The following is a 24,860-nucleotide window of genomic DNA, read 5'->3' as shown; positions in this document are numbered from 1 at the left end:
CGCCGCACCGGTCACCGCAGCAGCCTGCGCCCGCAGTGCGGCCAGGGTCCGGCGCCGCGCTGCACGTACAGCTTCTTCGCGCGGAAGGTCTGCTCGGCGGCGGGCGCGTCCTGGGCGACGCCGGTGCCGCCGAGGGAACGCCACGTGCCGGGGTCGAACTGGTAGAGGCCGCCGTACGTCCCCGAGGGGTCGACGGCGTCCGGGCGGCCGCCGGACTCGCAGGCGGCGAGGGCGCCCCAGTCCAGGCCGTCGGCGCCGGCGACGGAGGCGGGGAGCGGGCGGGTGCCGACGCGGACCTTGCGGGAGACGGGCGCGCGGACGAGCTCCTCGCCGGTGCGGCGGGGCCGCTGCTTCACCCCGTTGACGGAGCGCAGGTGGTACGTGATGCGGCGCAGGCCCGGCGTGCCCGGCCGGTCGACGACCTCGGTGCCGGCGAAGAGCCCGGGGTCGCGGATCCGCTCGACGGCGTACGGCACGGCCTCCTCGCGGGTCTGGGTGGTGCCGGTGATCCGCAGGACGGTGACGGTCTGCCCGTCGCGGGGGAAGGCGTCGCCGGGGACGGAGGTGGTGTCCTCGCCGCCGAGGGTGATGCCGGCCTCGTCGAGGGCCTCGGCGATGGTGGCGGCGTTGGTGCGGACGGTCCGCTCGCGGCCGTCGGCGAGGAAGGTGACCGCGCGTTCGGTGCGGACGTCGAGGGCGAGTCCGGTGCGGGAGATGGCGGTGGAGCGGGAGACGGACAGGTGGGCGCCCTCGGCGCGGACGCCGAGCTGGCGCAGGGCGCCGTCGACGGTGTCGGCGGTGGTCCACACCTGGCGGCGGTGGCCGTCGAGGGTGAGGGAGACCGGCCGGCCGTAGCGGAGGACGACCTCGGCGTCGCCGGAGAGTGCCTCGCCGGGGGCGGGGGCGACGATGTCGTGCGCGCCGACCGTCAGCCCCTCGTCGGCGAGGAGCTCGCCGACGTCGTCGGCGAAGGTGTGCAGGGTGCGGGGGACGCCGTCGACGGTGAGCCGGACGGCCTTGTCGTCGGCGACGAAGGCGCTGGTGCCGCCGGCCAGGAAGGCGACGACGAGGGCCTGCGGGACGAGCCGCCGCAGGCCGTCCCCGGCGGGCCGGGCGGCCTTGCGGCGCCGGGCCCCGCGCCGGGCGGCGGCCCGGCCGCCCTGCGCGGGGACGGGCGCGGGGGCCGGCGGTGGTGCGGGGGCGGTCAGCGGCGCCGCCTGGGTGGGCTGCTCGTGGAAGGGCAGCGTGGCCGTCGCGCCCCACCGCCCGGCGCGGGGGCCGTCCTGAGAAGTGCTCACGAGGCCGGGACCCTAGCCCCGGCGGCCGTCACTCTCCAAAGCGACCCGGCTACGATGCGTAACCGTTATGCGGGGCCGCGCGGCGACGGCGGACGTCGGGGGGCGGGCATCGGGCGGGCTTCCCGGCCGTCCCCGGCCGTCAGTAGTCGAAGGCGCGGGCCGTGTTCACGGCGAGGGCCTCCGCCATCGCGTTCTCGTCGATCCCGCGCACGGCGGCCATCGCCCGGACGGTGACCGGGATCAGGTACGGGGCGTTGGGGCGGCCCCGGAAGGGCGCCGGGGTGAGGAAGGGGGCGTCGGTCTCGACGAGGACGAGGTCGAGGGGGGCGACGGCGAGGGCGTCCCGCAGCGGCTGGGCGTTCTTGAAGGTCATGTTGCCGGCGAAGGACATGTAGTAGCCCTCGGCGGCGCAGATCTCCGCCATCTCGGCGTCGCCGGAGTAGCAGTGGAAGACGGTCCGCTCGGGGGCGCCCTCCTCGTCGAGGACCCGCAGCACGTCGGCGTGGGCCTCGCGGTCGTGGATGACGAGCGTCTTCCCGTGCCGCTTGGCGATCTCGATGTGGGCGCGGAAGGAACGCTCCTGCGCGGCCATGCCCTCGGGGCCGGTGCGGAAGAAGTCGAGGCCGGTCTCGCCGACGCCGAGGACGTGCGGCAGGGCGGCCAGCCGGTCGATCTCGGCGAGCGCGTCGTCGAGCGCCGCGTCGCCGCCCGCCTCCCGCGCCCCCTGCCGGGACCAGCCGTCGGGATCGCCCAGCACGATCCGGGGGGCCTCGTTGGGGTGCAGGGCGACGGCCGCGTGCACGCTCGGGTGGGCGGCGGCGGTCTCGGCGGCCCACTGCGAGCCCTTCACGTCGCAGCCGACCTGCACGACCGTCGTCACGCCGACGGCGGCGGCCCGGGCCAGCGCCTCCTCGACGGTGCCGGACTGCATGTCCAGGTGGGTGTGCGAGTCCGCGACCTCCACGAGGAGGGGCTCGGGCAGCGGCGGCGGGGCGTCCTTGGCACTCATGGCCCCGATCGTACGAGGGCGGCGAGCGGGTCCGCGCGGCGGTTTCGGCGCGGGGTCCGGTGCGGGGGCTCCGGTGCGGAGGTCCGACGACGGGGACTCCGGTGCGGGGGCTCCGGTGCGGAGGTCCGACGACGGGGACTCCGGTGCGGGGGTCCGGCGACGGGGTCCCGTGCCGGAATCCCCGCGCCGGAATCCCGGTGCGGGGCCGTCGGCGCCGCGCTCGCCGGCGCCGGATCCTCAGTGCCGGCCGCGGAAGGGGTGCAGGAGGTCGGAGAGGTGCCAGTGGTGCGGGACCGGCGGCTTCTCGTCCCCCTCGGTCAGCTCCTGGCCGACCGGCCCGGCCGGCGACACCGGCCTGGTCTCCTTCGAGCCGCGCCGGTGGTGCTCCGTCGCGGCGATCATGTCGAGGACCGAGGACACCTGTCCGGCGCGCATGATCCGTACGACGTGGCCACCGCAGTTCATGCAGGTCGGGCTCGACAGCGGGGACGGGACCCGCTCTCCGTCCGCCTTGTACACGACGAACGCCTGACCTCTGGCGTCCGTGTGGTGCTCTATCTCGTAGGACTGCTCCCAGCCGTAGCCGCAGCGCATGCAGGCGAAGGCGTACGCCTCATGGGCGACGGGCGTTCCGGTGCCGGTGGTCTCGCTCATTCCAGCTCCTCTCCACTGGTCCAGTGGACGCCTTTTCGGGCCGGAGCGCATCAGCACGGAAGGAAGCATGGAATGGTTTTGGGCGTTCCCTTGCCAAGCGCCCTGCGAAGGCTCCCGGCGCCGGATCCGGCTTTGCCTTAAAGGTTATCCCTTTACCGTTTCCGAAGCCTTTCCGGAGCCTCGCGGGCTTTTCCCGTCACTTTTCACGACGCGTTCTTTGCCGCCACCACCGCATCGAAGACCTCCCGCTTGGGAAGCCCCGCCTCCACGGCGACGGCCGCGATCGCCTCCTTGCGCCGCTCCCCCGCCTCCTCGCGCACCCGCACCCTGCGCACCAGCTCGGCGGCGTCCAGCTCCTCCGGCCCGGTCTCCGGGGCGCCCTCGACGACGACCGTGATCTCGCCGCGCACGCCCTCCTTCGCCCAGGCCGCCAGCTCGCCCAGCGGGCCCCGCTTGACCTCCTCGTACGTCTTGGTCAGCTCCCGGCAGACGGCCGCGCGGCGGTCCGTGCCGAAGACCTCGGCCATCGCGTCGAGGGTGTCGTCGAGCCGGTGCGGGGCCTCGAAGTAGACGAGGGTGCGGCGCTCGGCGGCGACCTCCTTCAGCCGGCCGAGCCGCTCGCCCGCCTTCCGGGGCAGGAAGCCCTCGAAGCAGAAGCGGTCGACGGGCAGGCCGGAGAGCGCGAGCGCGGTGAGCACGGCGGACGGGCCGGGGACGGCGGTCACCTTGATGTCCGCCTCCACGGCGGCGGCGACCAGGCGGTAGCCGGGGTCGGAGACCGACGGCATGCCCGCGTCGGTCACCAGCAGCACCCGGGCCCCGCCGGTCAGCGCCTCGACCAGTTCGGGCGTCCGGGCCGACTCGTTCCCCTCGAAGTAGGAGACGACCCGGCCCGTCGTGTGCACGCCGAGCGCCCGGGTCAGCCCGCGCAGCCGGCGGGTGTCCTCGGCCGCGACGATGTCCGCCCCCTCCAGCTCGGCGACGAGCCGGGGCGGCGCGTCCGCGATGTCGCCGATGGGGGTGCCTGCGAGTACCAGCGTTCCTGTCACCCGCCCATCCTCCCAGCCCGCGACGGCCCCGGCGGCCGGGGAGGGGCGCCCGCATCCGCACCCGCGCCCGCATCCGTACCCGCCCGTACCCCCCCGTACCGGCGTCCGTACCCGTACTCGCGCCCGCGCCGCACCCGCCCGTACCGCTCCCCCTCCCCTCCCCGCACCCGCCCGTACCGGCGCCCCGCCCCGCCCCGTACCGCCCGGACAGGCGACGCGCACAGACGCAGTCCCTACGATGGCGCGGTGACCCGTACCGCACCCGAGGCCCCGGAGGGCCAGCACTCCATGGCGCCGACCGTGGCCGAGCCCTCTTCGTGGCAGCTGCGGCTGCGTCGCTTCGGCTACCGCCCGCCCGCCGCAGGCACCCTCGCCATCGGCACGAGGGACCGGCTCGACCCGCCGTACACCCGGCCCTCGCCACGGATCACGTCGCTGCTCGGGCTGGGCCCGGCGGCGGCCGACCGGCTGTGGCGGCTGGCCGCGTGGGGCGGCCCGCTGCTGGTCGCGGCCGTCGCGGGCGTGCTCCGGTTCTGGAACCTGGGCAAGCCGCACGCGGTGATATTCGACGAGACGTACTACGCCAAGGACTCCTGGGCCCTGATCAACCAGGGCTACGAGGGGGCGTGGCCCAAGGACATCGACAAGACGATCCTGAAGGACCCGGGCTCGGTCCTCATCCCCACCGACCCCGGCTACGTCGTCCACCCGCCCATGGGCAAGTGGGTCATCGGCCTCGGCGAGAAGATCTTCGGCTTCGAACCGTTCGGCTGGCGGTTCATGGTCGCGCTGCTCGGGACGCTCTCCGTCCTGATGCTGTGCCGGATCGGCCGCCGCCTCTTCCGCTCCACCTTCCTCGGCTGCCTCGCCGGGCTGCTGCTCGCCGTCGACGGCCTGCACTTCGTGATGAGCCGCACCGCGCTCCTCGACCAGGTGCTGATGTTCTTCGTGCTGGCCGCCTTCGGCTGTCTGGTCCTCGACCGGGACCGGACCAGGAAGCGGATCGCGGCGGCGCTCCCGGAGGACGAGGAGGGCGTGCTCCGCCCCGACGCGGAGATCGCCGAGACCCTGCGGCTCGGCTGGCGCCCGTGGCGGATCGCGGCCGGCGTGATGCTGGGCCTCGCCGCCGCCACCAAGTGGAACGGCCTGTACGTGATGGTCGGCTTCGGCCTGATGACCGTCCTGTGGGACGTCGGCGCCCGCCGCACGGCCGGCGCGGTCCGCCCGTACCTCGCGGTCCTGAAGAAGGACGTGCTGCCCGCGTTCGTGTCGGTGGTGCCGGTGGCCCTGGTGACCTACCTGGCGACCTGGTCCGGCTGGCTCGCCACCGACAAGGGCTACTTCCGCGACTGGGCCGCCAAGCAGGACGCCCTCCCGGGCGGCGGCGGCACCTGGTCCTGGCTGCCCGAGTGGCTGCGCAGCCTGTGGCACTACGAGACCGAGGTGTACAAGTTCCACGTGGGCCTCACCTCGCCCCACACGTACGAGTCGAACCCCTGGTCCTGGATCGTCCTCGGCCGCCCGGTCTCCTACTTCTACGAGTCCCCCGCCCCCGGCACCGCGGGCTGCCCCGCCTCCGCGGGCGAGAAGTGCGCCCAGGAGATCCTCGCCCTCGGCACCCCGCTCCTGTGGTGGGCCGCCTGCTTCGCCCTCGTGTACGTCCTGTGGCGCTGGGCCTTCCGCCGCGACTGGCGCGCCGGGGCGATCGCCTGCGCGGTCGCCGCGGGCTGGGTCCCCTGGTTCCTCTACCAGGAACGCACCATCTTCGTCTTCTACGCCGTCGTCTTCGTCCCCTACCTCTGCCTCGCCGTCGCCATGATGATCGGCGCGATCATCGGCCCCAAGGGCTCCACGGAGAGACGCCGCACCTTCGGCGCCGTCGCCGCCGGCTGCCTGGTCCTCCTGATCGTCTGGAACTTCATCTACTTCTGGCCGATCTACACGGCGACGCCGATCCCGATGGATCAATGGCGGGCGCGGATGTGGCTGGACACGTGGGTCTAGCCGCGCGGACGTGAGGAGAGGGCGCGACCAGTGGTCGCGCCCTCTCCTCGTGGCCTCGCCTACTTCCGGGGAGTGTCCGCGGGGACCGTGCAGTGGGCCGCCTTGTGGGCCTGCTCGGCGGCGATCTCGGCGAGGCGGCGGAGGTCGTCGACACGGTCGGCGGGGGCGGGGCCGCGGAGCTCGACGTAGGTGCTCAGACTGGAGTCTCCGTACGGCAGGCAGGCGGAGTGGACCGCCGCGACCCTCAGGTTCTCCGGGGTCGTGGTGAAGGCCCAGCGCCCGGCGTCGAAGGCCACCGGCCTGCGCCCGTCGGTGTTGCCGAGCACTTCCTCCCGCCAGCTCTGCTCGCTGCTCCAGGCCCCCATCTCCGTGCGCGCCAGCAGCAGCCGACGGCCGTCCCCGCTGATGGAACAGCTCGACAGGTGGTGCAGGTCGGTGGGGCTCAGGCCGCGGGGCGTGCCTCCCTCACGGGGGATCCGGTAGGAGACGGCGTACGGCAGGAGCCGGTTCAGGATGTCCGCCGCCTCCTGCGACGTCCCGAAGGACGGGCACAGCTCGCTCGCCTCGATCGTCCCCTTCGGCTTCTTGAAGGGCGGGGTGTTGGTGGCGTGGCTGATGCCGGCCCAGGCGGCGGCCAGCGCCAGGACGACGAGGGCGGCGATGCCGCGCTTCTTCGCCGGGTTCATGGTCACTTGTCCTTCTCCAGCTCGTTCGGGACGCCCATGCCCTCGCAGTAGTCGCGGATGTTGGTGTGGGCGGAGGTGAAGCCCGCTTCGGCCTGGCCCGCGATCGAGGACACCACGCCCGGGTAGGACGCGCCCGACTTCTTCTCCGACTCCTGGGCGGCCTTCTCCACGAGGGCGAAGGTCGACTCGCGGGTCGCGTTGATCTCCTCGCCGTTGCGGTAGATGACCTCGCCCGAGCTGTCCTTCATCAGGCCGTCGGTGAGGCCGCCAATGATCTCGCCCGCGACCGTCTCCGCGATGCCGCCGACGATGACGCCGCCCGGTCCGACCATCGACGCGGTGCCGACGCCGACGCCGATGCCGACGAGGGACTCGCCGAGCTCGCCCGCCTTCGTGATGGCGTCGTTGAACTCGGCGTCCTTGTTGCCCGCGTCCAGCTCGGCGGCGTACGCGCGGCCGGCTCCCAGCATGCCCTGGATCTCGCCGGCGTTGTGGGCGATGGCGCCGGTGGCCTTCTCCAGGTTCTGCGCGGGGGTGTTCCCCTCCTGGTCGACGAAGGCGTCGGGGTGGGCGAAGTGGTGCTCCAGCATCCCCGCCGTGTAGGCGTGCTGGCCGACGCTGACGGCCGCGTACCCCTCGGGGTTCTGTCCCACGGTGTACAGGAAGCGGGTGAGGTCCTGCTCGTTGAGGGGGGCCGCCGCCCCCGCGATCGGGTAGAGCCTGTCCTCGCCGGCGTCGCCCGCGCGCAGTCCGCGGTGGATGTCCGCCATGTACTCCGCCGAGATCTGTCCCATGCTGTCCGACATGAAGCTGTTGTCGGTGAGGCGGGAGGGGTCCTGGGAGACGGACTTGACGATGTCGGCGTACAGCTTCGCCTGCTCCTCCGAGTGGACGCTCGTCGCGGAGGTCGGGAGCTCGCCGGCCGGGTGGCCCGTGGTCGCCGCCTCCAGCGCGGCCGCCAGGTAGTTCTTGCCGGAGATGCTGTCCTCTCCCTCGGAGTCCTGCTCCTGCATCCACTCCCGCTCCTCGAAGAGGTACTGGAAGTTGGAGAGGCCGATGTGGCCCTTCTTGCCGTTGCCGTCGGTGTCGCGGGTGAAGGGGTTGTTCTCGGCGTCCTTGGCGATGAACTCGGAGTTGAAGAATTCCGTGGCGGCGTCGGGGCTGTGGGAGAGGGCCTTCATGTAGCCGGTCATCGGGTCGAAGCCGAAGTCGGTGCCGGTGGTGTTCAGGTGGGGCCAGAGGCCGCCGCCGTGGTAGCCCCAGATCTGTTCGGGGCGGGCGCCGTTGCGTACGCCCTCCTGTTCCTTGGCGAGCATGTTGGTGCCGTAGCCGGTGAGGAAGTCGTCGTCGTAGTCGCCCCAGCGCATGAGGTTGCTCATGACGACGTAGCCGGAGACGCCGTAGGTGCCGCCGACCGGCTTCTCCACGGCCTGGAGCATGTCGAACTTCCAGCGCGACATGTCCGTGCTGCCGCTCTGGGTGGCGTTGGCGAGGGTCAGGCCCAGCTGCTTCTGGAGGTCCTTGTACTGGTCGAAGCGCTTGCCGTCGGCGGCGTGGTCGCGGCTGTTCGGGTCGTTGAGCCCGGCCCAGAAGTCGAGGGTGCCCTGGGCGCCGAGCTTCTGGGCGAAGGTGGTGGCGAAGAGGTCGTCGCCGCTGTACCGGGTGAGGCCGTTCAGCAGCTTGTCGAACTCGGCCTCCGTCAGCTTGCCCGGGTCCTTCTTGGCGAGGGCCGCGAGGTCCTCCGCCTCCTTGATGGCGGCGGCGGCCTGGTCCCGGTCGGCGTACTTCGCGTCGCCGAAGCCCTTCTCGGCCTGGTCGACGAGGGCGCGCAGGATCTTGGCGGCGGAGCTGTCGCTCTCGGCGGCGCTCCGGATGATCCTGTCGATCTCGTCGCGCACGCCGTCGACGGTGGCCTGGGTGACGTCCTTGCCGGCGTCGCCGTCGACGGCCTTGGCCGTGAAGTTCTTCCCCGAGGGGACGACGGAGACGTTCCGCTGCCGCGCCGACGAGATGGCCTGCTCCAGGTCGCCCTTGGCCTTCTTCAGCTCGCCGAGGGTGTCGCGGAGGATGTTGCGGACGGAGGTGGCCTGGGTGTGCGCGTCGGCGAACTCGCCGGCGGTCTTGTCGATGAACCTCCGGCCGACCTGCGAGTTCACGCCCGACCAGTCGGCCTTGGCGGCGGCGCCCTTCAGGCCCTCGCTCGCGTCCTTCTCCAGTTTCTCCAGGTTGGTGACGAGGGTGTTCCAGTCGGTGAGCGCGGTGTCGAACGTGCCGAACTTGGCGTGCAGCAGGGTGTCGAAGTCCATCACTCGCCGTCCTTCTTGTCGCCCTTGTCTTCCTTGTCGCCGTACACGAGGTCGTTCGGCCTGCCGGGTTCGGACGCCCGCTCGTCGAAGCCGGCGTCGAGGGTGGCGATGCCGCTCATGCGCCGCTCGATGAAGGTCTCGTCGCCCGCGTGGGCGTTCTTCGTGTAGTCCATGTGGTTCGAGATGTGCGCGCAGGCGTCCATGAGGTCCGCGAGCGCGGAGGACCACCGGAGGGAGACGTGGGTGAGCGCGCCGCCCAGCTCGAAGCCCTGCCCGGAGAGGTCGGAGGCGGCGGAGTCGGTGGTGGTCTCGGCCACCCGGCCCTCGCGCCACAGGCGGTTGTAGAGGCCGAAGGCGTGGTCGCCGATCTTCGAGAGGTGCTCGTTGACGACCTTCAGGTCGCCCTGGCTGTTCGTGGACAGCGACTTGCCGTCCGGTTCGTCCGGCACCCGGTTCAGCTGCATCCGCGTCGAGGAGGCCCCGGCCGCCTCCGCCTTGAGCTGGTTCCACTCGTCCCACGCCATGCCGGCTCCTTCCCGTCGATGCGGTGGCAACGCCAGACGGCATCTTAAGGAGGCGGGACGCCGACACCACGGGCGAGTACGGACTTCTCCCGTCTTCACCGTTCCTTCGCAGGGGAAAAGTCCCGCACGCCGGATGTGACAGGTGTGGCCGTTCTCGCTCGACAGTTGTCAGAGGCGGCTGATTCACTCGATGGTCCACACGGGGAGGGGAACCCAAGTCATGCGCAGTGGAGCGAAGACCGCGGTCGTCGGAGGTGTGTTCCTCGTCGTCGCGAGCGGCGTCGGGTACGGGGGGTACAACCTCTGGAGCGGGATCACGGGCGGCTCGGAGGACATCGGCACGCAGGCGGGGGCGCGGCGCACCGGACCGGTCACGGAGGAGGAGGTCACCGCCACCACGCGGGACTTCCTCGCCGCCTGGGCGGCCGGGGAGGCCGACCGGGCCGGGCAGTTGACGAACGACCCGGTGGCGGCGGGCCCGGCGATCGCCGCGTACCGCGAGGGCGGCGGCGTCTCGGCGATGGAGGTCACGGCCCGGGCGCCGGTGGGGGCGACGGTGTCGTTCACGGTGAAGGCGACCGTCACGTACGAGGGGGTGTCGAAGCCGTGGACGTACGCGTCGAAGCTCGCCGTCGTCCGCGGCGAGTCCACCGGCCGGCCGCTGGTGCGCTGGACGCCCACCGTCCTGCACCCGAAGCTGGCCCCCGGCGCCACCCTGCGGACCGGCACCGCCAAGGCCCCCGCGGTCGAGGCGCTGGACCACGAGGGCGTCGCGCTGCCGCCCGAGAAGTACCCGTCCCTGGTGCCCGTCCTGGACGCGCTGCGGCAGCGGTACGGCGGGAAGGCCGGCGGCGAGGCGGGCGTCGAGACCTGGATCGAGAACGCGGAGGGCGTGCCCGGCACCACGCTCCTGGTGCTGTCGAAGGGCAAGCCGGGCGAGCTGCGGACGACGATCGACGCGGGCGTGCAGGCGGCGGCGGAGAAGGCCGTGAAGGACTTCCCGAACGCGGCCGTCGCCGCCGTCGAACCGTCGACCGGCGCGATACGGGCGGTCGCCAACAACCCGGCGTCGGGCTACAACACGGCCTTCCTCGGGAAGCAGGCGCCCGGCTCCACGATGAAGATCGTGACGGCGGCGATGATGATGCGGTACGACGTCGCCGGTCCGGATTCGCCGGTGCTGTGCCCGGCGGACGTGCAGTGGGACGGACGGACCTTCCAGAACCTCGACCGCTTCACCACCAGCGGCGACCTGACCAACGCCTTCGCGCGGTCCTGCAACACCGCCTTCATCAAGGCGATCACGCCGCTGAAGAAGAAGGGCGTCCACAACACCGCGCTCGGTGACACCGCCCGCAAGTGGTTCGGCATCGGCGAGCGGTGGTCGGCCGGCGTGGCGACCTGGGACGGGGCGGTGCCCGAGTCCGCCGGGCCCGAGACGGCGGCCTCGTACATCGGCCAGGGGAAGATCGAGATGAACGCGCTGAACATGGCGTCGGTCTCCGCGACCGTGAAGAACGGCGGCTTCCTCCAGCCGTACCTGATACCGAAGGACCTGGACGGCCGGGAGTTCGCCGAGGCCGAGCCGCTGCCCGGCGCGGTCGCCGAGGGGCTCCAGAAGATGATGCGGGCCGCGGCCACCGCCCCGCACGGCACCGCCCGGCAGGCCATGGCCCCGGTGTCCTCGCCGAAGGGCGCCAAGACGGGCTCGGCGGAGGTCGAGGGCCAGGACTCCAACAGCTGGTTCACCGGCTACTCCGGCGACCTCGCCGCCGCCGCCGTCGTCCAGGCGGGCGGCCACGGCGGCGACGCGGCGGGACCGGTGGTGGCGGCGGTCCTGAAGGCGGGCTGAGCCGGGGCCCCGGCAGGAAAGGAGGTCGCATGCCCCCTACACCCACCGCTACGGTGCGGGGCATGACGACCGGAACCCCTGACGCCTCCGCCTCCCCCGCCCACCCCCGATTCGCCGCCGCGCTCGCCGAGTTGGGCCTCGACGTCGAGGTCCGCCGCTTCCCGGACGAGACCCGCACCGCCCAGCAGGCCGCCGACGCCATCGGCTGCGAGGTCTCCGAGATCGTGAAGTCGCTGATCTTCGCGGCGGACGGGGTGCCCGTGCTGGTCCTCATGGACGGGGCCTCGCGGGTGGACGTCGAGCGGGTGCGGGAGGCGCTGGGCGCGGCGGAGGTCACCCGTGCGGACGCGCGGGTGGTGCGGGAGACCACCGGCTACGCGATCGGAGGCGTACCGCCCTTCGGGCACCTCACCCGGACCCGCGTCCTCGCCGACGAGGGCCTCCTCGGCCACGCCCTGGTGTGGGCCGCGGCCGGCACCCCGCACTCGGTCTTCGCCCTGCCCCCGAAGGAACTGGTCGCCCACGCGGGCGCGACCCTCGCGGACGTGCGCGAGCGCACGGCGTGACGCCGCCGGTCGCGTGCGTGGTGCCGGCCGCGGCGGTCACGCACGCCTCGTGGCACGCCCGGCGTCACGGCGAGGGTTCCGAGACGGACGGGATCGCGGGGGCGGGCGTCGGCGTCGCGGGCGGTGGCGGCGCCGGGGACGGCGGAGCGCTGTCGGTCGCCGGACGGGCGGGCGGGGCCGGCGGCGGCGTGACGTCGCCCGGAAGCAGGACGAGGACCGCGACGGCCGCCGCGAGCGCGAGGGCCGCGAGGACGGCCCCCCGGACGCGGCGGGTGCCCCGGACCCGGCCCTCGGGCGGGGCGGCGGGCCGGAGGTCGTACGGGGTGAGGAGCGCGGCGCGCGCGGCGAGCGCGGCACGGAGCCGGGCCTCGGTCCGCGCCGTACCGCCGGGGGACGGACTCACCTGGGGTCCTCCAGTCTCTTCTCCAGGGCGTCGAGGGCCCGGCTGGCGGTCGACTTGACCGTGCCCCGGGACAGGCCCAGGGTGTGGGCGATCTGCGCCTCGGTCAGCCCCGACCAGTAACGGAGGACGAGCACCTCCCGCTGGCGGTGGGTCAGCCCGGCCAGGGCGGCGAGGACGTCGCGGTGCTCCTCCGCGAGCAGGAGGGCCTCGTCGACGGGCGGCCCCGCGCCCTGGTGGGGCGGGACGTACGCGCGTGCCGTGCGGCGCCGCCGCAGGACGGAGCGCGCCGCGTTCACCACGGCGGTGTGCAGGTACGCGGCGGGGTCCTGGAGCCCCGCGAGCGAGGTGCCGTACGCCCGGCAGACCGCCGCGAAGGCGTCCTGGACGACGTCCTCCGCCGTGTGCAGGTCGTCGACCAGGAACAGCGCCAGCCGCACCATGTCGAGCCGCCGCGCCCCGTACAACTCCGCCAGCGTGGGCCCCCGCCCGTCCTCGTGCCACACCGGCAGCACCCGCGCGACACGCCCCCGGGCCCCACGGACCCCCTCGGCCCCCGACACCCGGGCGAGAAGGCGGAACCACCACGACCGGCCCCGCCCCGGCCGGGCCCACCGCGAAGGGGCCCACCGCGACGGGGGCACTGCGGACATCACGTACTGCATGAGCCTCGTTCCGGAGGACCGACGAGGAGGAGCGGGCCCGGCCCGCCCCTCCCCCTTGCCTGGCGTTACTTGGCGGCGCCGGCGCCCGGGTGGACCACCCGGGGCGCGCTCTCCGGAGCGACCGGGGCCGGGACCGGAGCGGGCGTGGAGGCGGAGCCCGGAGCCGGGACCGGAGCGGGCGTCGAGACGGAGCCCGGAGCCGGGGCGGGCGCGGGCGTGGCAGCGGAGACCGGAGCCGGAGCGGGCGCGGGCGTGGCGACGGAGGCCGGAGCCGGAGCGGGCGCGGGCGTGGCAACGGAGACCGGAGCCGGAGCGGGCCGGGAGACAGCGCCCGGAGCCTTCCCCGGCGCCACGGCCTCCGGAGCCGCCTCGGGCTCCGCCGGGGCAGGGGCCGGGGCCGCCTCGTCCGGCGTGGTGACCTTCGGGGCGGCCGGGGCGGGGGCCGGCCCGGAGTCGGCGACGGCCGAGGCGGTGAAGGCGCCGCCGAGCAGGAGGACGGCGGCACCGGCGGCACCGAGGAACCGGGGACGGCGCTTGGACGTGAGGGACATGGGACTCTCCCGAGGGAACGAGGGGACAAGGTTCTGAAGGGCGCCTTCAACCCACCAGACGTCCGGCACCCCCCGGGGTTGCGCCCCGCCCGAAAAATTCTCCGGAGCGGCCCTCACCGGCCGGACCCCCCGCCGCCGCAACCTCCGCCCAGACGACCTTGCCGGGCCCCCGGCGATCCCCGATGCCCCATCCGGCCGCGAGGGAGTCGACGAGGGGAAGACCCCAGCCGCCCTCGGCCCCCTCCTCCGGGAGGCCCATCAGCGGCCGCGTCTCCGAGGCGTCGTGCACTTCGATGCGCAACACCCGCCCCACCCGCGAAAAGCGGGTCTCGATCTCCCGCCCCGGGACCCGTGCGTGCCGCACCGCGTTGGTCAGCAGCTCGGACAACAGGAGCGCGGCGACGTCCGCGACGGCGTCCCACCCCCAGCGCTCCAAGGTGCGGCGCAGTTCGCGGCGGGCCGCCGGCACGCTCCGAGCGACGTACCGCCAGCGCAACACCACGATCTCCTCGCCTGGGGACGCCCCATACGTTTCCGTCACTCGATGCTCCTCACTCCCGACCCGGACGCCGACAGTCCCAGGACTGCCGAACCATTCCGATTCAGAATGAGGTCACAGTCCCAGGACTGTCAACAATCCTGGGACTGTGTTTGACTGCATTGACGGAAGGAGCGGGTGTGGCACCCAAGTGGCGGGAGCTGGCGGACAGGCTGGCCGAGCGAATCCGTGCCGGGGAGTGGGGCGCCGGGGAGCGGCTTCCGCACATCCGGGAGCTCGTGGAGGCGGGCGAGGGGTCCAAGTCCACGGTGCATGCCGCGTACCGGGCGCTGGAGGCAGAGGGGCTGGTGACTTCCTCGCGGGGGCACGGGACCGTCGTGCGGGAGCAGGCTCCGCTGAAGCGGCTCGGAGTGGCTCGGTACGACAAGGCGAAGTGGCGCGACGGCGACGAGGTCGCCTTCGCCGCCGACCGGGTGGCGTCCGGGCGGACGTATCGGCGCGGGGACCAGACGCAGACCGTGGAACGGCTTCCCGCCCCGGCGCCCGTCGCCGCCGCGCTCGGGGTTCCCGAGGGATCCGAGGTCTACGCGCGCGCTCGCCTGGTCAAGGAGAACGGCCGACCCACGCACACTCTCACCAGCCACTACCGCCCCGAACACGTCGAGGGCACCCGGCTCGTCGACCCTTCCCCCGGTCCCGCAGGCCGGGGCGGCGGCTTCCGTGTGCTCTACGACGCGGGGTACGAGATCGACCACATGCGGGAGGAGTTGCGCTCCCGCCCGGCCACCCCGGAGGAGACGGCGCGCCTCCAACTGGCGCCCGGCGAGTGGGTGGTGGAGCTGCACCGCACCGCGTACACGGCCGACGGCACGGCCGTCGAGTTCGCCGTCGGCGTCCACGCGGCGACCCGTTTCGCTTGGACGTACGACTTCCGCGTCCCCGACAGCGCGAAGCCGGAAGGGGAAGGCCGATGATCACGGCGCGGGACTGGGAGGACGCCCGCGTCCTCTGGGACTTCCAGCGGATGGGGCACGAGCCGCGGGCCTGTTCGGTCGGTGTCGGGCTGGGGAGCCACGACCTCGGCGTCGCGGACGTGACGGCGGAGCTGTACCGGCGGGGGCTGGTGCCGCTCGTCGTCTTCACGGGGGCGACGAGCCCCACCACCCGCGCGCGGATGCCCCGGGGCGAAGCGGTCCACTACCGGGAGCGGGCCGTGGAACTCGGCGTGCCCGAGGACGCGATCCTGGTCGAGCCCCGGGCCCGCAACACCGGCGAGAACATCCGCTTCTCGCGCGACCTGCTCGCCGAGCGGGGCACGCCGGTGGACTCCGTGCTGCTCGTCAGCAAGCCGTACGAGGAGCGCCGGGCGTACGCGACCGCCCGCAAGCTGTGGCCCGCGGCGGAGTTCGTCTGCGCGTCCGCGCCCCTGGACCTCCCCGCGTACGCGGAGTCCGTCGGCGACCCCCGCCTCGTCCTGGACATGCTCGTCGGAGCCGTCCAGCGCCTCCTGCTCTACCCCGCCCGGGGCTTCATGATCGAACTCCCCGTCCCGCTCCCGGTCACGACCGCCTACGAGCGGCTGCGGGAGCGGGGGTTCGTGGGGCGGCTGGTGGCTATACCCGCTCCCGGTACGTCCTGACCGCCGTCGGCGTGAGGGCGCGGATCACCGCCCAGGAGGGCCGGGAGGTCAGGGCGCCCGTGCAGGCGGCGAGGTCGTCGCCGGAGTCGCGGAAACACCACGCGTCGAAGGCGCCCAGTGCCTCCAGTTCGGGCGTGGGGGCGAAGCGGAGTTCGCAGTGGACCTGGTCGTAGTGGGCGTGGTCACCGTCCCCGTCGCAGGTCTCGAACTGGCGGACGAGGTCCAGGGTGAAGGCTCTCGGGCCGTCGAAGGCGTACGTGCCGTACTGGACGAGGAGGCCGTCGGCCTCGGGGGCGTCGGGGACGGTGAAAGGGCGGTCGGCGAAGCGGAGGAAGGCGTGCCAGACCTCCTCCGTCCGCGCCGGACCGGGGCCGCGAACCGAGGCCAGCTCCTCGTCGAGGAGGCGGACGGCTTCGGCGGGGTGCAGTGTCACGCGTCCTCTGCTTCGGCTTCGTCCAGGATCTCCCGGAAGTGGCGGTTGACCGCCATCAGGCCGCCGTCGACGCGGAGGGTGGTGCCGGTGATCCAGGCGGCGTCGGGGGAGGCGAGGAAGGCGACGGCGGCGGCGATGTCGTCGGGGGTGCCGACGCGACCGAGGGGGTAGGCGCGGGCGCCCAGGGCGGCCAGGGCCTGCTCGCGGCCCGCCCAGGAGGGGGTGGCGATGGTGCCGGGGTTGATCTGGTTGACGCGGACGCCGTGGGGGGCGGCTTCGCCGGCGAGGGTGCGGGTGTAGGAGCCGAGGGCGGCTTTCGCGGCGCTGTAGGCGTGGTCGCCGAAGTCGGCCTCCGCGTTGACCGAGCCGATGGTGACGACGGCGCCGCCCGTCGCGGCCAGGTGGGGGAGGGCGGCGCGGGAGCAGTGGACGGCGCCGAGGAGGGTGCCGTGGAGCTGGCGGCGCCAGTTGTCGTCGGGGTCGTCGACGAAGGGGACGAAGGCGTTGTTGACGAGGACGTGGAGGGCGGGGAGGCCGCCGATCACCTCGTCGACCGACTGCCGGTCGGTGACGTCGAGGCGGTGGGCCGTCGCGTTCGGGAGGTCCGCCGCCACCGTCCGCGCCGACTCCTCGTCGACGTCGGTGACCAGGACCCGCGCGCCCTCCGCCGCCAGCCGCCGGGCGGTCGCCGCGCCGATGCCGCTGCCCGCGCCCGTGATCAGCGCCGTCCGCCCTTCGAACCGCTTTGTGAGATCCATGCTCCGATCTCAGCACCGATCGCGGGCCCCGACTACCCCCCTCTATCGTTTTTCGATAGATTCCCATCGTAAGTCGATCGGAGGAGGGGCCATGGGAAGACTGACGGTGCTGGTACTGCGGGCGGTGCTGGTGGCACTGGCGGCCGGGTCGGTGTTCGTGCAGGCGGTGATGATCCCGCTGCTCGCCGCCGATCTCGACGGGGCGGAGGGAGATCTGGTGCACCTGCGGACGCCGCTCCTGGTGGTCTTCTTCCTCGGGGTCGTCACGGTCCAGGTCACCCTCGTGTGCGTGTGGCGGCTGGTGACGATGGTGCGGCGCGGGACCGTCTTCTCCCACGCCGCCTTCCGGTACGTGCACATCGTGATCGGCGCGCTCGTGGCCGCCGCGCTGCTGGTCTTCTCCCTCGCGGTCCTGCTGGCGCCGGGCGAGGCGGTCGCCCCCGGGATCGTCCTGTTGATCTGCGGGGTCTCCCTGGCGGTCCTGGGGGTCGCGCTCATCGTGCTGGTGCTGCGGATGCTGCTGGCCCAGGCCGTCGACCGCGACGTCGAGGCGACGGCGCTGCGCGCCGAGCTCGACGAGGTGATCTGATGCCGATCGTCGTCGACATCGACGTGATGCTGGCCCGCCGGAAGATGTCGGTGGGCGAGCTCGCGGAGCGGGTCGGGATCACCCCCGCCAACCTGGCGGTCCTCAAGAACGGCCGGGCCAAGGCCGTGCGCTTCACCACCCTCGCCGCCCTGTGCGAGGCCCTCTCCTGCCAGCCGGGCGACCTCCTGCGCTGGGAGGAGGGGGCCGGAGGGGACGGGGAGCCGGAGGAGTAGGCGGGTTGCGGGCGGGAAACCGGTGGGCGGCGGCCGGTTGCGGCCCTACCGTCACCCGGATGGAGATCTCCTTCCGGAAGCTGCCGGACAACCAGCACGAGATCCTGGTCCGCGCCCGCAAGGGCCCGGACGTCAGGCTGCCCGCCGCGCCCGTCGGGCCGACCGTGCCGCACGACCTGGTCCACGCCGTCGTGGAGACCGCCCTCGGCATCGAGGACGGCTTCTGGGGAGCGACGGCGCGCGGCGCCACGTTCGAGGGCTTCGAGCTCGTCGTCCCGGGCCGGCACCGCCGGTCGGGGACGAAGGTGCTGCGCCGGGGCGGCGACGCCGTGCTGGCCGCCGAGCTCCGCGTGAACTGGGCCTACCGGGTGTGGCGCGGGCTGCCGACGGAGGGCCGGGGCGTCGGCCGGCCGCTCCTGGACGCGGAGGCCCTGGCGAGGACGGGGCCGCGTCTGGACGCCGCCGCCGCCCGCTGGGCCGCCGTCCCCGAGAGCGGGGAGCTCCTCTGGCGCTGGGGCGCGGACAGTTGAGCCGCGGGCTCAGCCCGTCCGGCCGTCGAGGGAGGTCCGCACCGCTCTCACCAGGGCCTGGGCGCGCGGGTCGGCGGTGACCGTCCTGCGCATGCCGTTCGTGACGTAGGCGAAGGCGGTGCCGGTCTCGGGGTCGGCGAAGGCGAGGGAGCCGCCGCGGCCGGGGTGGCCGAAGGAGGTGGGGCCGAGGAGGGGGCTGGCGGGGCCGTGGAGCATGTGGCCGAGGCCGAAGCGGGTGCCGACGAGGAGGACCCGGTCGGGTCCTGCGGATTCCTCGGTGCGGGCCAGCGCGAGGGTGGCGGGGGCGAAGAGGCGGGGGCCGCCGTCGGGGAGGGCGCCGAGGGTGGCGGCGTAGAAGCGGGAGAGGGCGCGGGCGGTGGCGACGCCGGCGGCGCCGGGGAGTTCGGCGGCGCGGTAGGCGGGGTCGTTCTCGTCGGGGGCGGGGTCGATGACGGCGAAGGCGCGGCGGGTGAGGGAGTTCGGGTCGTCCCAGGCCTCGGTGACGGACCGCTTGGGGCGGAGGCGGACGGCGCCGGTGTCCTCGGGGGCGTCGACGGGGGCGACGCGGCCCACGCGGTGGGTCTCGGAGTCGGGGAGGCCGACCCACAGGTCGAGGCCGAGGGGGGCGGCGATCTCCTCGGCCATCCAGCGGCCGATGGTGCGGCCGGTGACGCGGTGGACGAGGCCGGAGAGGAGCCAGCTGAAGGTGTGGGGGTGGTAGCCGTGGGCGGTGCCGGGTTCCCAGACGGGGGCCTGGGCGGCGATCGCGGCGGTGGAGGTCTCCGGGTCGGTGGCCTCGGCGAGGGTGAGGGGGCGGTCGAGGACGGGGAGGCCGGCCTGGTGGGCGAGGAGCTGCCGTACGGTCACGCGGTCCTTGCCGGCGGCCTTGAACTCGGGCCAGTACGTGGCCACCGGGGCGTCCAGGTCGATCTGGCCGCGCTGGTGGAGGAGGAGGGGGACGGCGGCGGAGACGCCCTTGGTGGCGGAGCGGACGACCTGCGCGGTGCCCTCCGTCCAGGGGTCGGTGCCGCCGTCGGCGTCCTTCGTGCCGGCCCACAGGTCGACGACCTTGACGCCGTCGTGGTGGACGGCGACCGCCGCCCCGCGCTCGCCGCGCTGCTCGAAGTTGCGCAGGAACGCGTCCCCGACCGGCTCCCAGCCCGGTGCCACCGTGCCCTGGACGTCCACCTGACCCACTCATCCTTTCGTACGAACGGGCCCCATCGTCTCAGGCGACGGACCCCGGGACGAATCCGAAGGGGAGTTCGAGGCGGTGGCGGTTCATGAGCTCCTCGTCGCCGAGGATCTCGCGGGTCGGCCCGTCGGCGGCGATCACGCCCTCGCTGAGGACCAGCGAGCGCGGGCAGAGCTCCAGGGCGTACGGCAGGTCGTGGGTGACCATGAGGACGGTGACGTCCAGGGAGCGCAGCACGTCGGCGAGCTCGCGGCGGGAGGCGGGGTCCAGGTTGGAGGACGGCTCGTCGAGGACGAGGATCTCGGGCTCGCCGGCGAGGACGGTCGCGACGGCGACCCGGCGGCGCTGTCCGAAGGAGAGGTGGTGCGGGGGCCGGTCGGCGTAGCCGGTCATGCCGACCTTCTCCAGGGCCCGCTCCACGACGGCGTCCAGCTCCGCGCCGCGCAGTCCGGCGGCGGCCGGGCCGAAGGCGACGTCCTCGCGGACGGTCGGCATGAAGAGCTGGTCGTCGGGGTCCTGGAAGACGATGCCGACCTTCCGCCGGATCTCCGCCATGTGCTTCCTGCCGACGGGCAGTCCGGCGACGGTGACGGTGCCCGCGCCGGCGGTGAGGATGCCGTTGAGGTGGAGGACGAGGGTGGTCTTGCCGGCGCCGTTGGGGCCGAGGAGGGCGACGCGCTCGCCGCGCCCGATCGTGAGGTCCACGCCGAAGAGGGCCTGGTGGCCGTCGGGGTAGGCGTAGGCGAGGCCGGAGACCTCCAGCGAGGGGGTGTTCACAGGGTCCGTCCGAGGATGCAGATCGGGAGGGCGGCGAGCGGCAGGGCGAGGGCCGCCGCCCATTGGGCGCGGGTGGTGGGGCGCTCGTCGAGGAGCGGCATGGTGCCGGTGTAGCCGCGGCTGACCATGGCGAGGTGGACGCGTTCGCCGCGCTCGTACGAGCGGATGAAGAGGGCGCCGGCGGACTTGGCGAGGACGCCCCAGTGGCGGACGCCGCGCGCCTCGAAGCCGCGGGAGCGGCGGGCGACGGACATGCGGCGCATCTCGTCGGTGATGACGTCCCCGTACCGGATCATGAACGAGGCGATCTGGACGATCGGCGAGGGCAGGCCGAGGCGCTGGAGGCCGAGGATCAGGGCGCGGAGTTCGGTGGTGGCGGCGAGGAGCACGGAGGCGGCGACGCCGAGGGTGCCCTTGGCGAGGATGTTCCAGGCGCCCCACAGGCCGGGGACGCTCAGGGAGACGCCGAGGACGGAGGTCTGCTCGCCGGGGACCACGAAGGGCATGAGGACGGCGAAGGCGACGAAGGGGATCTCGATGGCGAGCCTGCGGAGCAGGAAGCCGGCGGGGACGCGGGCGCGCGCGGCGACCGCGCCGAGCAGCGCCGCGTAGAGGGCGAAGGCCCAGACGGCCTCGCGGGGGGTGGCGACGACGACGAGGACGAAGCCGAGGACGGCGACGAGTTTGGTGTGCGGGGGCAGGCCGTGGACCGGCGAGTCCCCACGCCGGTACAGCTGGTGCGCGTGGCCCGCTCCCATCGTCAGACCCGGGCCCCGCCGGTGTTCTCCGTACGGCGGCGGCGGACGGCCCAGAAGGCGCCGGTGCCGACGGCGAGGGTGGCGCCGACGCCGATGACGCCGGCGAGGCCGCCGGAGAGGCGGGCGGACTCGACGCCCTCGACGCCGTAGTCGGCGAGCGGGGAGTCGGCGGTGGCGTGCTCGTACTGGTCGGCCTTGGCGTCGATGCCCTGGTCGGCGGCGACCTTCTCCAGGCCGTCGGGGCTGGCGGAGGCGTAGAAGGAGACGACGCCGGCGAGGACGAGGGCGGTGACGACGCCGCCGATCCACAGCTTCCGCGGGCTCTTCGGGGCGGGGGCCTCGGGCGCGGCGGGCGCCGCGTCGACGAGTTCGCCGCCGACGCGGAGCTTGAGCGGGGCGGTGAGGCCGCGGGCGCCGTGCACGAGGTCGGGGCGGACGGCGAGGACGGCGCCGACGGTGAGGGCGGTGATGGCGGCCTCGCCGACGCCGATGAGGACGTGGACGCCGACCATGGCGGTGAGGACCTTGCCGACGGGCACGTCCGTGGTGCCGCCGACGGCGTAGACCAGGGTGAAGGCGGCGGCCGCGGCCGGTACGGAGACGAGCGCGGCGACGAAGGTCGCGGCGGTGACGCCGCCGCGGGTGCGGGGCAGCACGAGCCGCAGGCCGCGGAAGACGGCGTACGCGGCGACGACGGTCACGACGCCCATGACGGTGATGTTGACGCCGAGGGCGGTGAGGCCGCCGTCGGCGAAGAGGACGCCCTGCATGAGGAGGACGACGGCGATGCACAGCACGCCGGTCCAGGGTCCGACGAGGATCGCGGCGAGCGCGCCGCCGAGGAGGTGGCCGCTGGTGCCCGCGGCGACCGGGAAGTTGAGCATCTGGACGGCGAAGACGAAGGCCGCGACCAGGCCCGCGAGGGGGGCGACGCGGTCTCCCCCGGCCTCGGGGGAACCCCCGAGTTCCTTGCGGGCGCCGCGCAGGCTGACGGCGACGGCCGCGGCGGCGACGACGCCGGCTGCGGCCGACACGGGGGCGTTGATGAATCCGTCGGGTACGTGCACGTACTGAATGATGAGTGCGGCTGCAAAAGACTTGCAAGAGCGCAGGGATCACAAGATGGCGATGTGAGACCGGACACGTCGGGCATGACCCCGCACCCCTCGGGGAAGAATGCGACATCAAGGAGCAAAAGCACCACGCCGCATCCGCCACGCCGTGAGGAGCCATCCGATGCCCGCCGTCGAGGACCGCGCACGAGGTCGGCTGATCAGCGACGCACCGGTGGCCCGGGCCGTCCCCGTGACCCTCCGCTACGACCCCGGCTTCTCCCCCGCGACCGTCCGCTTCGTCCTCCCCGGCGGCGCCGAGTGGTCCTTCCCCCGGGCCCTCCTGGAGGACGGCATCCACGACCCCGCCCACCGCGGCGACATCGCGGTCTGGCCCTGCGGCCGGGCGCAGACGGTGGTCGAGTTCCACGGCGAGGAGCAGGTCTCCGTCGTCCAGTTCGACAGCACCGCCCTGACCCGCTTCCTGGAGCACACGTACGCCGCCGGCGCCCCGTCTCTCACGGTGCGCTGACGGCGTACGGTCGCGTCGGATCCCCGTCCCCACAGGTCCCGGCGCGGTCCGGGGCACGCCCCCCGCTCAGGGGCGGCCCCGGGGATCACGGGGGCGCTACGCCTTCACGAGGTCCGGCTTCCGGTCCTCGGCGGCGTCGTGGGCGGCGAGGCCCTCGCCCTCCACGTCGACGGCGGGCAGCACCCGGTCCAGCCACTTCGGCAGCCACCACGCCTTGCGGCCGAGGAGCGCGAGGACGGCCGGGACGATCGCCATGCGGACGACGAAGGCGTCGAAGAGGACGGCGACGGCGAGGCCGAAGCCGATCATCTTGATCATCTGGTCGCTCATCCCGATGAAGCCGGAGAAGACCGCGATCATGATCACCGCGGCGGCGGTGACCACCCGGGCGCTGTGCCGGAAGCCGGTCACGATCGCCTCGCCGGGCCGCTCGCCGTGGACGTACGCCTCGCGCATCCGGGTGACGAGGAAGACCTCGTAGTCCATGGCGAGGCCGAAGACCACGCCCACCATGAAGATCGGCATCATCGACATGATCGGGCCGGTCTGCTCGACGCCGAACAGGCTGCCCAGCCAGCCCCACTGGAAGACCGCGACGACGGCGCCGAGGGCGGCGACCACCGAGAGCAGGAAGCCGAGGGCGGCCTTGAGCGGGACCAGGATCGAGCGGAAGACCACGGTCAGGAGGACGAAGGCGAGGCCGACGACGAGTGCCAGGTAGGGCACGAGGGCGTCGTTCATCTTCTGCGAGAAGTCGATGTTCATCGCGGTGGCGCCGGTGACGAGGACGTCGTCGCCGGTGGCGCCGCGGATGTCGTGGACGAGGGTCTCGGTGGCGCCGGAGGACGGGCGGTCCTCCGGGATCACCGTGATCATGGCGGCGTCGCCGGCCTTGTTGGGCGTGGCCGGGGTGACGGCGGCGATGCCGTCGAGGCCCTTGATGGTGTCGACCGTCCTGTCGGCGGCGGCCCTGTCGCCGTCGACGACGACGAGCAGCGGGCCGTTGAAGCCGGGGCCGAAGCCGTCGGAGAGCAGGTCGTAGGCGCGGCGCTCGGTCGCGGAGACCGGCTTCACGCCGTCGTCGGGCAGGCCCATCTCCAGGGAGGCGGCCGGAACGGCGATGGCGCCGAGGCCGAGGACGCCCGCGAGGAGGACGAGGACGGGGCGGCGGATGACGAAGCGGGCCCAGCGGGTGCCCGCGTTCGGCTTGCCGGTCTCCTCGGCCGTGCCCTTGCGCTGCTTGCGGCCGACCACCTTGTCGCCGGCGAAGCCGAGCAGCGCGGGGATCAGGGTGAGCGCGATGAGGACGGCGATGACGACGGTGCCGGCGGCGGCGAAGCCCATCTTCGTCAGCATCGGGATGTTGACGACGGCGAGGCCGACGAGGGCGATGACGACGGTCAGTCCGGCGAAGACGACGGCCGATCCGGCGGTGCCGGTGGCGCGGCCCGCGGCCTCCTCCTTGCTCCGTCCGTCGGCCAGTTCGGCGCGGTAGCGGGAGACGATGAAGAGGGCGTAGTCGATGCCGACGGCGAGGCCGATCATCATCGCGAGCGTGGAGGTGGTGGAGCCGAGGTCCAGGACGTTCGCGAGCGCGGTGATCGTGGAGACGCCGATGCCGACGCCGATGATCGCGGTGAGCAGCGGCAGTCCGGCGGCGACGAGCGAGCCGAAGGTGATGACGAGGACGATGCCGGCGATGACCACGCCGACGATCTCCCCGGCGCCGGTCTCCGGCATGCTCTGGAGGGCGTCGCCGCCGAGCTCGACGGTCAGGCCCTTGCCCTGGGCGGCCTGGCCGGCCTGCTTCAGGGCCTCACGGGTCTCGTCGGTGAGCTCCATCCCGTTGACCTCGTAGGCCACGGAGACGTAGGCGGTGGAGCCGTCCTGGGAGACGGCACGGGCCTCGTACGGGTCGGCGACGGAGACGATCTGGTCGGATCCGGACCGCAGGGCGGCGACGGTCTCCTCGACGACGGCCTTGGGCTCGGCGTCGGTCATCTTCTGCCCGTCGGGGGCCTTGAAGACGACGCGGGCGGTGGCGCCGTCGGCGCCGGCGCCGGGGAAGCGCTCCTCCAGCAGGTCGAAGGCGCGCTGGGCCTCGGTGCCGGGGATGGAGAAGGAGCTGGAGGTCGCGGCGGGCGCGGTGGCGGCGCCGACTCCGGCGAGCGCGAGGAGCGCCACCCAGAGGAGGGCGACGAGCCGTCGGCGCCGGAAGGCGCTGCGGCCCAGCTTGTACAGGAAGGTGGCCACGGGTGCGTACTCCCATTGTGGGGTGGGACAGGGCATGGGGAGCCGGCC

At 73.7% G+C, this 24,860-nt stretch carries 27 protein-coding genes; 9 read left to right on the top strand and 18 right to left on the bottom strand.

Features of this window, described 5'->3' with window-relative positions; genetic code table 11:
• Window positions 1-11 precede the first annotated feature (11 nt).
• The 4 genes from IE326_RS15170 to rsmI all read right to left on the bottom strand — a co-directional run bounded on the left by IE326_RS15170 (window position 12) and on the right by rsmI (window position 4,010).
• Window positions 12-1,244, bottom strand: a complete 1,233-nt coding sequence (locus IE326_RS15170) for a resuscitation-promoting factor (protein WP_229915470.1) — start codon at window positions 1,242-1,244, stop codon at window positions 12-14.
• A 193-nt stretch (window positions 1,245-1,437) separates the two neighbouring features.
• Window positions 1,438-2,307 carry a TatD family hydrolase gene (locus IE326_RS15165; RefSeq protein ID WP_150228656.1) on the bottom strand — a complete coding sequence of 290 codons (870 nt, stop codon included), beginning with the start codon at window positions 2,305-2,307 and terminating at the stop codon, window positions 1,438-1,440.
• 237 nt (window positions 2,308-2,544) lie between these two features.
• On the bottom strand, window positions 2,545-2,961 hold the full coding sequence (locus IE326_RS15160; RefSeq protein ID WP_150228658.1) for a hypothetical protein: 417 nt from the start codon (window positions 2,959-2,961) through the stop codon (window positions 2,545-2,547).
• A 203-nt stretch (window positions 2,962-3,164) separates the two neighbouring features.
• Window positions 3,165-4,010, bottom strand: a complete 846-nt coding sequence (gene rsmI, locus IE326_RS15155) for a 16S rRNA (cytidine(1402)-2'-O)-methyltransferase (RefSeq protein ID WP_190041762.1) — start codon at window positions 4,008-4,010, stop codon at window positions 3,165-3,167.
• Between the two features lie 246 nt (window positions 4,011-4,256).
• Here rsmI and IE326_RS15150 point away from each other — a divergent pair, with 246 nt between their 5' ends.
• Complete coding sequence (locus IE326_RS15150) at window positions 4,257-6,014, top strand: dolichyl-phosphate-mannose--protein mannosyltransferase (protein WP_190041761.1); 1,758 nt, start codon at window positions 4,257-4,259, stop codon at window positions 6,012-6,014.
• 59 nt (window positions 6,015-6,073) lie between these two features.
• Here IE326_RS15150 and IE326_RS15145 read toward each other — a convergent pair whose 3' ends face one another.
• Genes IE326_RS15145 through IE326_RS15135 form a run of 3 tightly spaced genes read right to left on the bottom strand, consistent with a single transcriptional unit; the run spans window position 6,074 to window position 9,530 of the window.
• A complete protein-coding gene (locus IE326_RS15145; protein WP_190041760.1) occupies window positions 6,074-6,706 on the bottom strand; it encodes a hypothetical protein in 633 nt (210 codons plus the stop codon).
• Window positions 6,703-9,006: a hypothetical protein gene (locus IE326_RS15140; protein ID WP_190041759.1), complete on the bottom strand. Its 2,304-nt coding sequence runs from the start codon at window positions 9,004-9,006 to the stop codon at window positions 6,703-6,705. The genes IE326_RS15145 and IE326_RS15140 overlap by 4 nt, the downstream gene beginning before the upstream one ends.
• A complete protein-coding gene (locus IE326_RS15135; protein WP_190041758.1) occupies window positions 9,006-9,530 on the bottom strand; it encodes a hypothetical protein in 525 nt (174 codons plus the stop codon). Before IE326_RS15135 ends, IE326_RS15140 begins: the two co-directional genes overlap by 1 nt.
• A gap of 220 nt (window positions 9,531-9,750) precedes the next feature.
• On the opposite strand from IE326_RS15135, the gene IE326_RS15130 reads away from it, so the two are divergent.
• Together IE326_RS15130 and IE326_RS15125 are read left to right on the top strand one after the other, a co-directional pair.
• The gene (locus tag IE326_RS15130; RefSeq protein WP_190041757.1) at window positions 9,751-11,382 is read left to right on the top strand and encodes a penicillin-binding transpeptidase domain-containing protein; all 1,632 of its coding nucleotides are present in this window, start codon (window positions 9,751-9,753) and stop codon (window positions 11,380-11,382) included.
• A gap of 62 nt (window positions 11,383-11,444) precedes the next feature.
• Entirely contained in the window at window positions 11,445-11,948 is a 504-nt protein-coding gene (locus tag IE326_RS15125; RefSeq protein WP_150228672.1) for a YbaK/EbsC family protein, read from the top strand.
• A gap of 64 nt (window positions 11,949-12,012) precedes the next feature.
• Here IE326_RS15125 and IE326_RS15120 read toward each other — a convergent pair whose 3' ends face one another.
• The 4 genes from IE326_RS15120 to IE326_RS15105 form a co-directional block, all read right to left on the bottom strand.
• Window positions 12,013-12,351 (bottom strand): hypothetical protein, encoded by a 339-nt coding sequence (locus tag IE326_RS15120; RefSeq protein WP_190041756.1) that lies wholly within the window; start codon window positions 12,349-12,351, stop codon window positions 12,013-12,015.
• Window positions 12,348-13,013: an RNA polymerase sigma factor gene (locus IE326_RS15115; protein ID WP_373310199.1), complete on the bottom strand. Its 666-nt coding sequence runs from the start codon at window positions 13,011-13,013 to the stop codon at window positions 12,348-12,350. Before IE326_RS15115 ends, IE326_RS15120 begins: the two co-directional genes overlap by 4 nt.
• A 65-nt stretch (window positions 13,014-13,078) precedes the next feature.
• Window positions 13,079-13,564 (bottom strand): hypothetical protein, encoded by a 486-nt coding sequence (locus tag IE326_RS15110; protein WP_190041755.1) that lies wholly within the window; start codon window positions 13,562-13,564, stop codon window positions 13,079-13,081.
• 46 nt (window positions 13,565-13,610) lie between these two features.
• A complete protein-coding gene (locus tag IE326_RS15105) occupies window positions 13,611-14,105 on the bottom strand; it encodes an ATP-binding protein (protein ID WP_229915340.1) in 495 nt (164 codons plus the stop codon).
• Window positions 14,106-14,242: 137 nt separating this feature from the next.
• On the opposite strand from IE326_RS15105, the gene IE326_RS15100 reads away from it, so the two are divergent.
• On the top strand, window positions 14,243-15,037 hold the full coding sequence (locus IE326_RS15100; RefSeq protein WP_190041754.1) for a GntR family transcriptional regulator: 795 nt from the start codon (window positions 14,243-14,245) through the stop codon (window positions 15,035-15,037).
• The gene (locus tag IE326_RS15095) at window positions 15,034-15,702 is read left to right on the top strand and encodes a YdcF family protein (protein WP_190041753.1); all 669 of its coding nucleotides are present in this window, start codon (window positions 15,034-15,036) and stop codon (window positions 15,700-15,702) included. The genes IE326_RS15100 and IE326_RS15095 overlap by 4 nt, the downstream gene beginning before the upstream one ends.
• Here the strand turns inward: IE326_RS15095 and IE326_RS15090 are convergent.
• Together IE326_RS15090 and IE326_RS15085 are read right to left on the bottom strand one after the other, a co-directional pair.
• Window positions 15,677-16,135 carry a hypothetical protein gene (locus IE326_RS15090; RefSeq protein WP_190041752.1) on the bottom strand — a complete coding sequence of 153 codons (459 nt, stop codon included), beginning with the start codon at window positions 16,133-16,135 and terminating at the stop codon, window positions 15,677-15,679. The genes IE326_RS15095 and IE326_RS15090 overlap by 26 nt on opposite strands.
• A complete protein-coding gene (locus IE326_RS15085; protein ID WP_190041751.1) occupies window positions 16,132-16,893 on the bottom strand; it encodes an SDR family NAD(P)-dependent oxidoreductase in 762 nt (253 codons plus the stop codon). Before IE326_RS15085 ends, IE326_RS15090 begins: the two co-directional genes overlap by 4 nt.
• Window positions 16,894-16,984: 91 nt before the next feature.
• On the opposite strand from IE326_RS15085, the gene IE326_RS15080 reads away from it, so the two are divergent.
• The 3 genes from IE326_RS15080 to IE326_RS15070 are packed head-to-tail and all read left to right on the top strand — an operon-like array spanning window position 16,985 to window position 18,245.
• Window positions 16,985-17,482, top strand: a complete 498-nt coding sequence (locus IE326_RS15080; RefSeq protein ID WP_190041750.1) for a DUF2975 domain-containing protein — start codon at window positions 16,985-16,987, stop codon at window positions 17,480-17,482.
• Complete coding sequence (locus tag IE326_RS15075; RefSeq protein WP_150228692.1) at window positions 17,482-17,715, top strand: helix-turn-helix domain-containing protein; 234 nt, start codon at window positions 17,482-17,484, stop codon at window positions 17,713-17,715. The genes IE326_RS15080 and IE326_RS15075 overlap by 1 nt, the downstream gene beginning before the upstream one ends.
• Window positions 17,716-17,774: 59 nt before the next feature.
• The gene (locus IE326_RS15070; protein WP_190041749.1) at window positions 17,775-18,245 is read left to right on the top strand and encodes a hypothetical protein; all 471 of its coding nucleotides are present in this window, start codon (window positions 17,775-17,777) and stop codon (window positions 18,243-18,245) included.
• A gap of 9 nt (window positions 18,246-18,254) precedes the next feature.
• On the opposite strand, the gene IE326_RS15065 is transcribed toward IE326_RS15070, so the two are convergent.
• From IE326_RS15065 to IE326_RS15050, 4 genes are read right to left on the bottom strand one after another with little or no spacing between them, the layout of a single operon-like run.
• On the bottom strand, window positions 18,255-19,433 hold the full coding sequence (locus tag IE326_RS15065; RefSeq protein WP_150232777.1) for a serine hydrolase domain-containing protein: 1,179 nt from the start codon (window positions 19,431-19,433) through the stop codon (window positions 18,255-18,257).
• A gap of 40 nt (window positions 19,434-19,473) precedes the next feature.
• The gene (locus IE326_RS15060; RefSeq protein ID WP_190041748.1) at window positions 19,474-20,217 is read right to left on the bottom strand and encodes an energy-coupling factor ABC transporter ATP-binding protein; all 744 of its coding nucleotides are present in this window, start codon (window positions 20,215-20,217) and stop codon (window positions 19,474-19,476) included.
• Window positions 20,214-20,975 carry a cobalt ECF transporter T component CbiQ gene (gene cbiQ / locus IE326_RS15055; RefSeq protein WP_190041747.1) on the bottom strand — a complete coding sequence of 254 codons (762 nt, stop codon included), beginning with the start codon at window positions 20,973-20,975 and terminating at the stop codon, window positions 20,214-20,216. The genes IE326_RS15060 and cbiQ overlap by 4 nt, the downstream gene beginning before the upstream one ends.
• 2 nt (window positions 20,976-20,977) lie before the next feature.
• A complete protein-coding gene (locus IE326_RS15050; protein ID WP_190041746.1) occupies window positions 20,978-22,042 on the bottom strand; it encodes an energy-coupling factor ABC transporter permease in 1,065 nt (354 codons plus the stop codon).
• Window positions 22,043-22,211: 169 nt separating this feature from the next.
• On the opposite strand from IE326_RS15050, the gene IE326_RS15045 reads away from it, so the two are divergent.
• Window positions 22,212-22,559: an SsgA family sporulation/cell division regulator gene (locus tag IE326_RS15045; protein ID WP_150228702.1), complete on the top strand. Its 348-nt coding sequence runs from the start codon at window positions 22,212-22,214 to the stop codon at window positions 22,557-22,559.
• Between the two features lie 96 nt (window positions 22,560-22,655).
• On the opposite strand, the gene IE326_RS15040 is transcribed toward IE326_RS15045, so the two are convergent.
• On the bottom strand, window positions 22,656-24,812 hold the full coding sequence (locus IE326_RS15040; protein WP_150228704.1) for an MMPL family transporter: 2,157 nt from the start codon (window positions 24,810-24,812) through the stop codon (window positions 22,656-22,658).
• Between the last annotated feature and the right edge of the window lie 48 nt (window positions 24,813-24,860).

Origin of the sequence: Streptomyces filamentosus, from assembly GCF_014654895.1 — a bacterium.
GTDB lineage: Bacteria > Actinomycetota > Actinomycetes > Streptomycetales > Streptomycetaceae > Streptomyces > Streptomyces filamentosus.
This window is presented reverse-complemented; position numbering and strand designations above follow the sequence as displayed.

Bases quoted from the DNA above. Each gene is read 5' to 3' on its own strand.
- IE326_RS15160 (WP_150228658.1), bottom strand. From the start codon at position 2,961: ATGAGCGAGACCACCGGCACCGGAACGCCCGTCGCCCATGAGGCGTAC.
- IE326_RS15080 (WP_190041750.1), top strand. From the start codon at position 16,985: ATGGGAAGACTGACGGTGCTGGTACTGCGGGCGGTGCTGGTGGCACTG.
- IE326_RS15130 (WP_190041757.1), top strand. From the start codon at position 9,751: ATGCGCAGTGGAGCGAAGACCGCGGTCGTCGGAGGTGTGTTCCTCGTC.
- IE326_RS15135 (WP_190041758.1), bottom strand. From the start codon at position 9,530: ATGGCGTGGGACGAGTGGAACCAGCTCAAGGCGGAGGCGGCCGGGGCC.
- IE326_RS15095 (WP_190041753.1), top strand. From the start codon at position 15,034: ATGATCACGGCGCGGGACTGGGAGGACGCCCGCGTCCTCTGGGACTTC.
- IE326_RS15085 (WP_190041751.1), bottom strand. From the start codon at position 16,893: ATGGATCTCACAAAGCGGTTCGAAGGGCGGACGGCGCTGATCACGGGC.
- IE326_RS15070 (WP_190041749.1), top strand. From the start codon at position 17,775: ATGGAGATCTCCTTCCGGAAGCTGCCGGACAACCAGCACGAGATCCTG.
- IE326_RS15045 (WP_150228702.1), top strand. From the start codon at position 22,212: ATGCCCGCCGTCGAGGACCGCGCACGAGGTCGGCTGATCAGCGACGCA.
- IE326_RS15115 (WP_373310199.1), bottom strand. From the start codon at position 13,013: ATGCAGTACGTGATGTCCGCAGTGCCCCCGTCGCGGTGGGCCCCTTCG.
- IE326_RS15125 (WP_150228672.1), top strand. From the start codon at position 11,445: ATGACGACCGGAACCCCTGACGCCTCCGCCTCCCCCGCCCACCCCCGA.
- IE326_RS15110 (WP_190041755.1), bottom strand. From the start codon at position 13,564: ATGTCCCTCACGTCCAAGCGCCGTCCCCGGTTCCTCGGTGCCGCCGGT.
- IE326_RS15075 (WP_150228692.1), top strand. From the start codon at position 17,482: ATGCCGATCGTCGTCGACATCGACGTGATGCTGGCCCGCCGGAAGATG.
- IE326_RS15140 (WP_190041759.1), bottom strand. From the start codon at position 9,006: ATGGACTTCGACACCCTGCTGCACGCCAAGTTCGGCACGTTCGACACC.
- cbiQ (WP_190041747.1), bottom strand. From the start codon at position 20,975: ATGGGAGCGGGCCACGCGCACCAGCTGTACCGGCGTGGGGACTCGCCG.
- IE326_RS15165 (WP_150228656.1), bottom strand. From the start codon at position 2,307: ATGAGTGCCAAGGACGCCCCGCCGCCGCTGCCCGAGCCCCTCCTCGTG.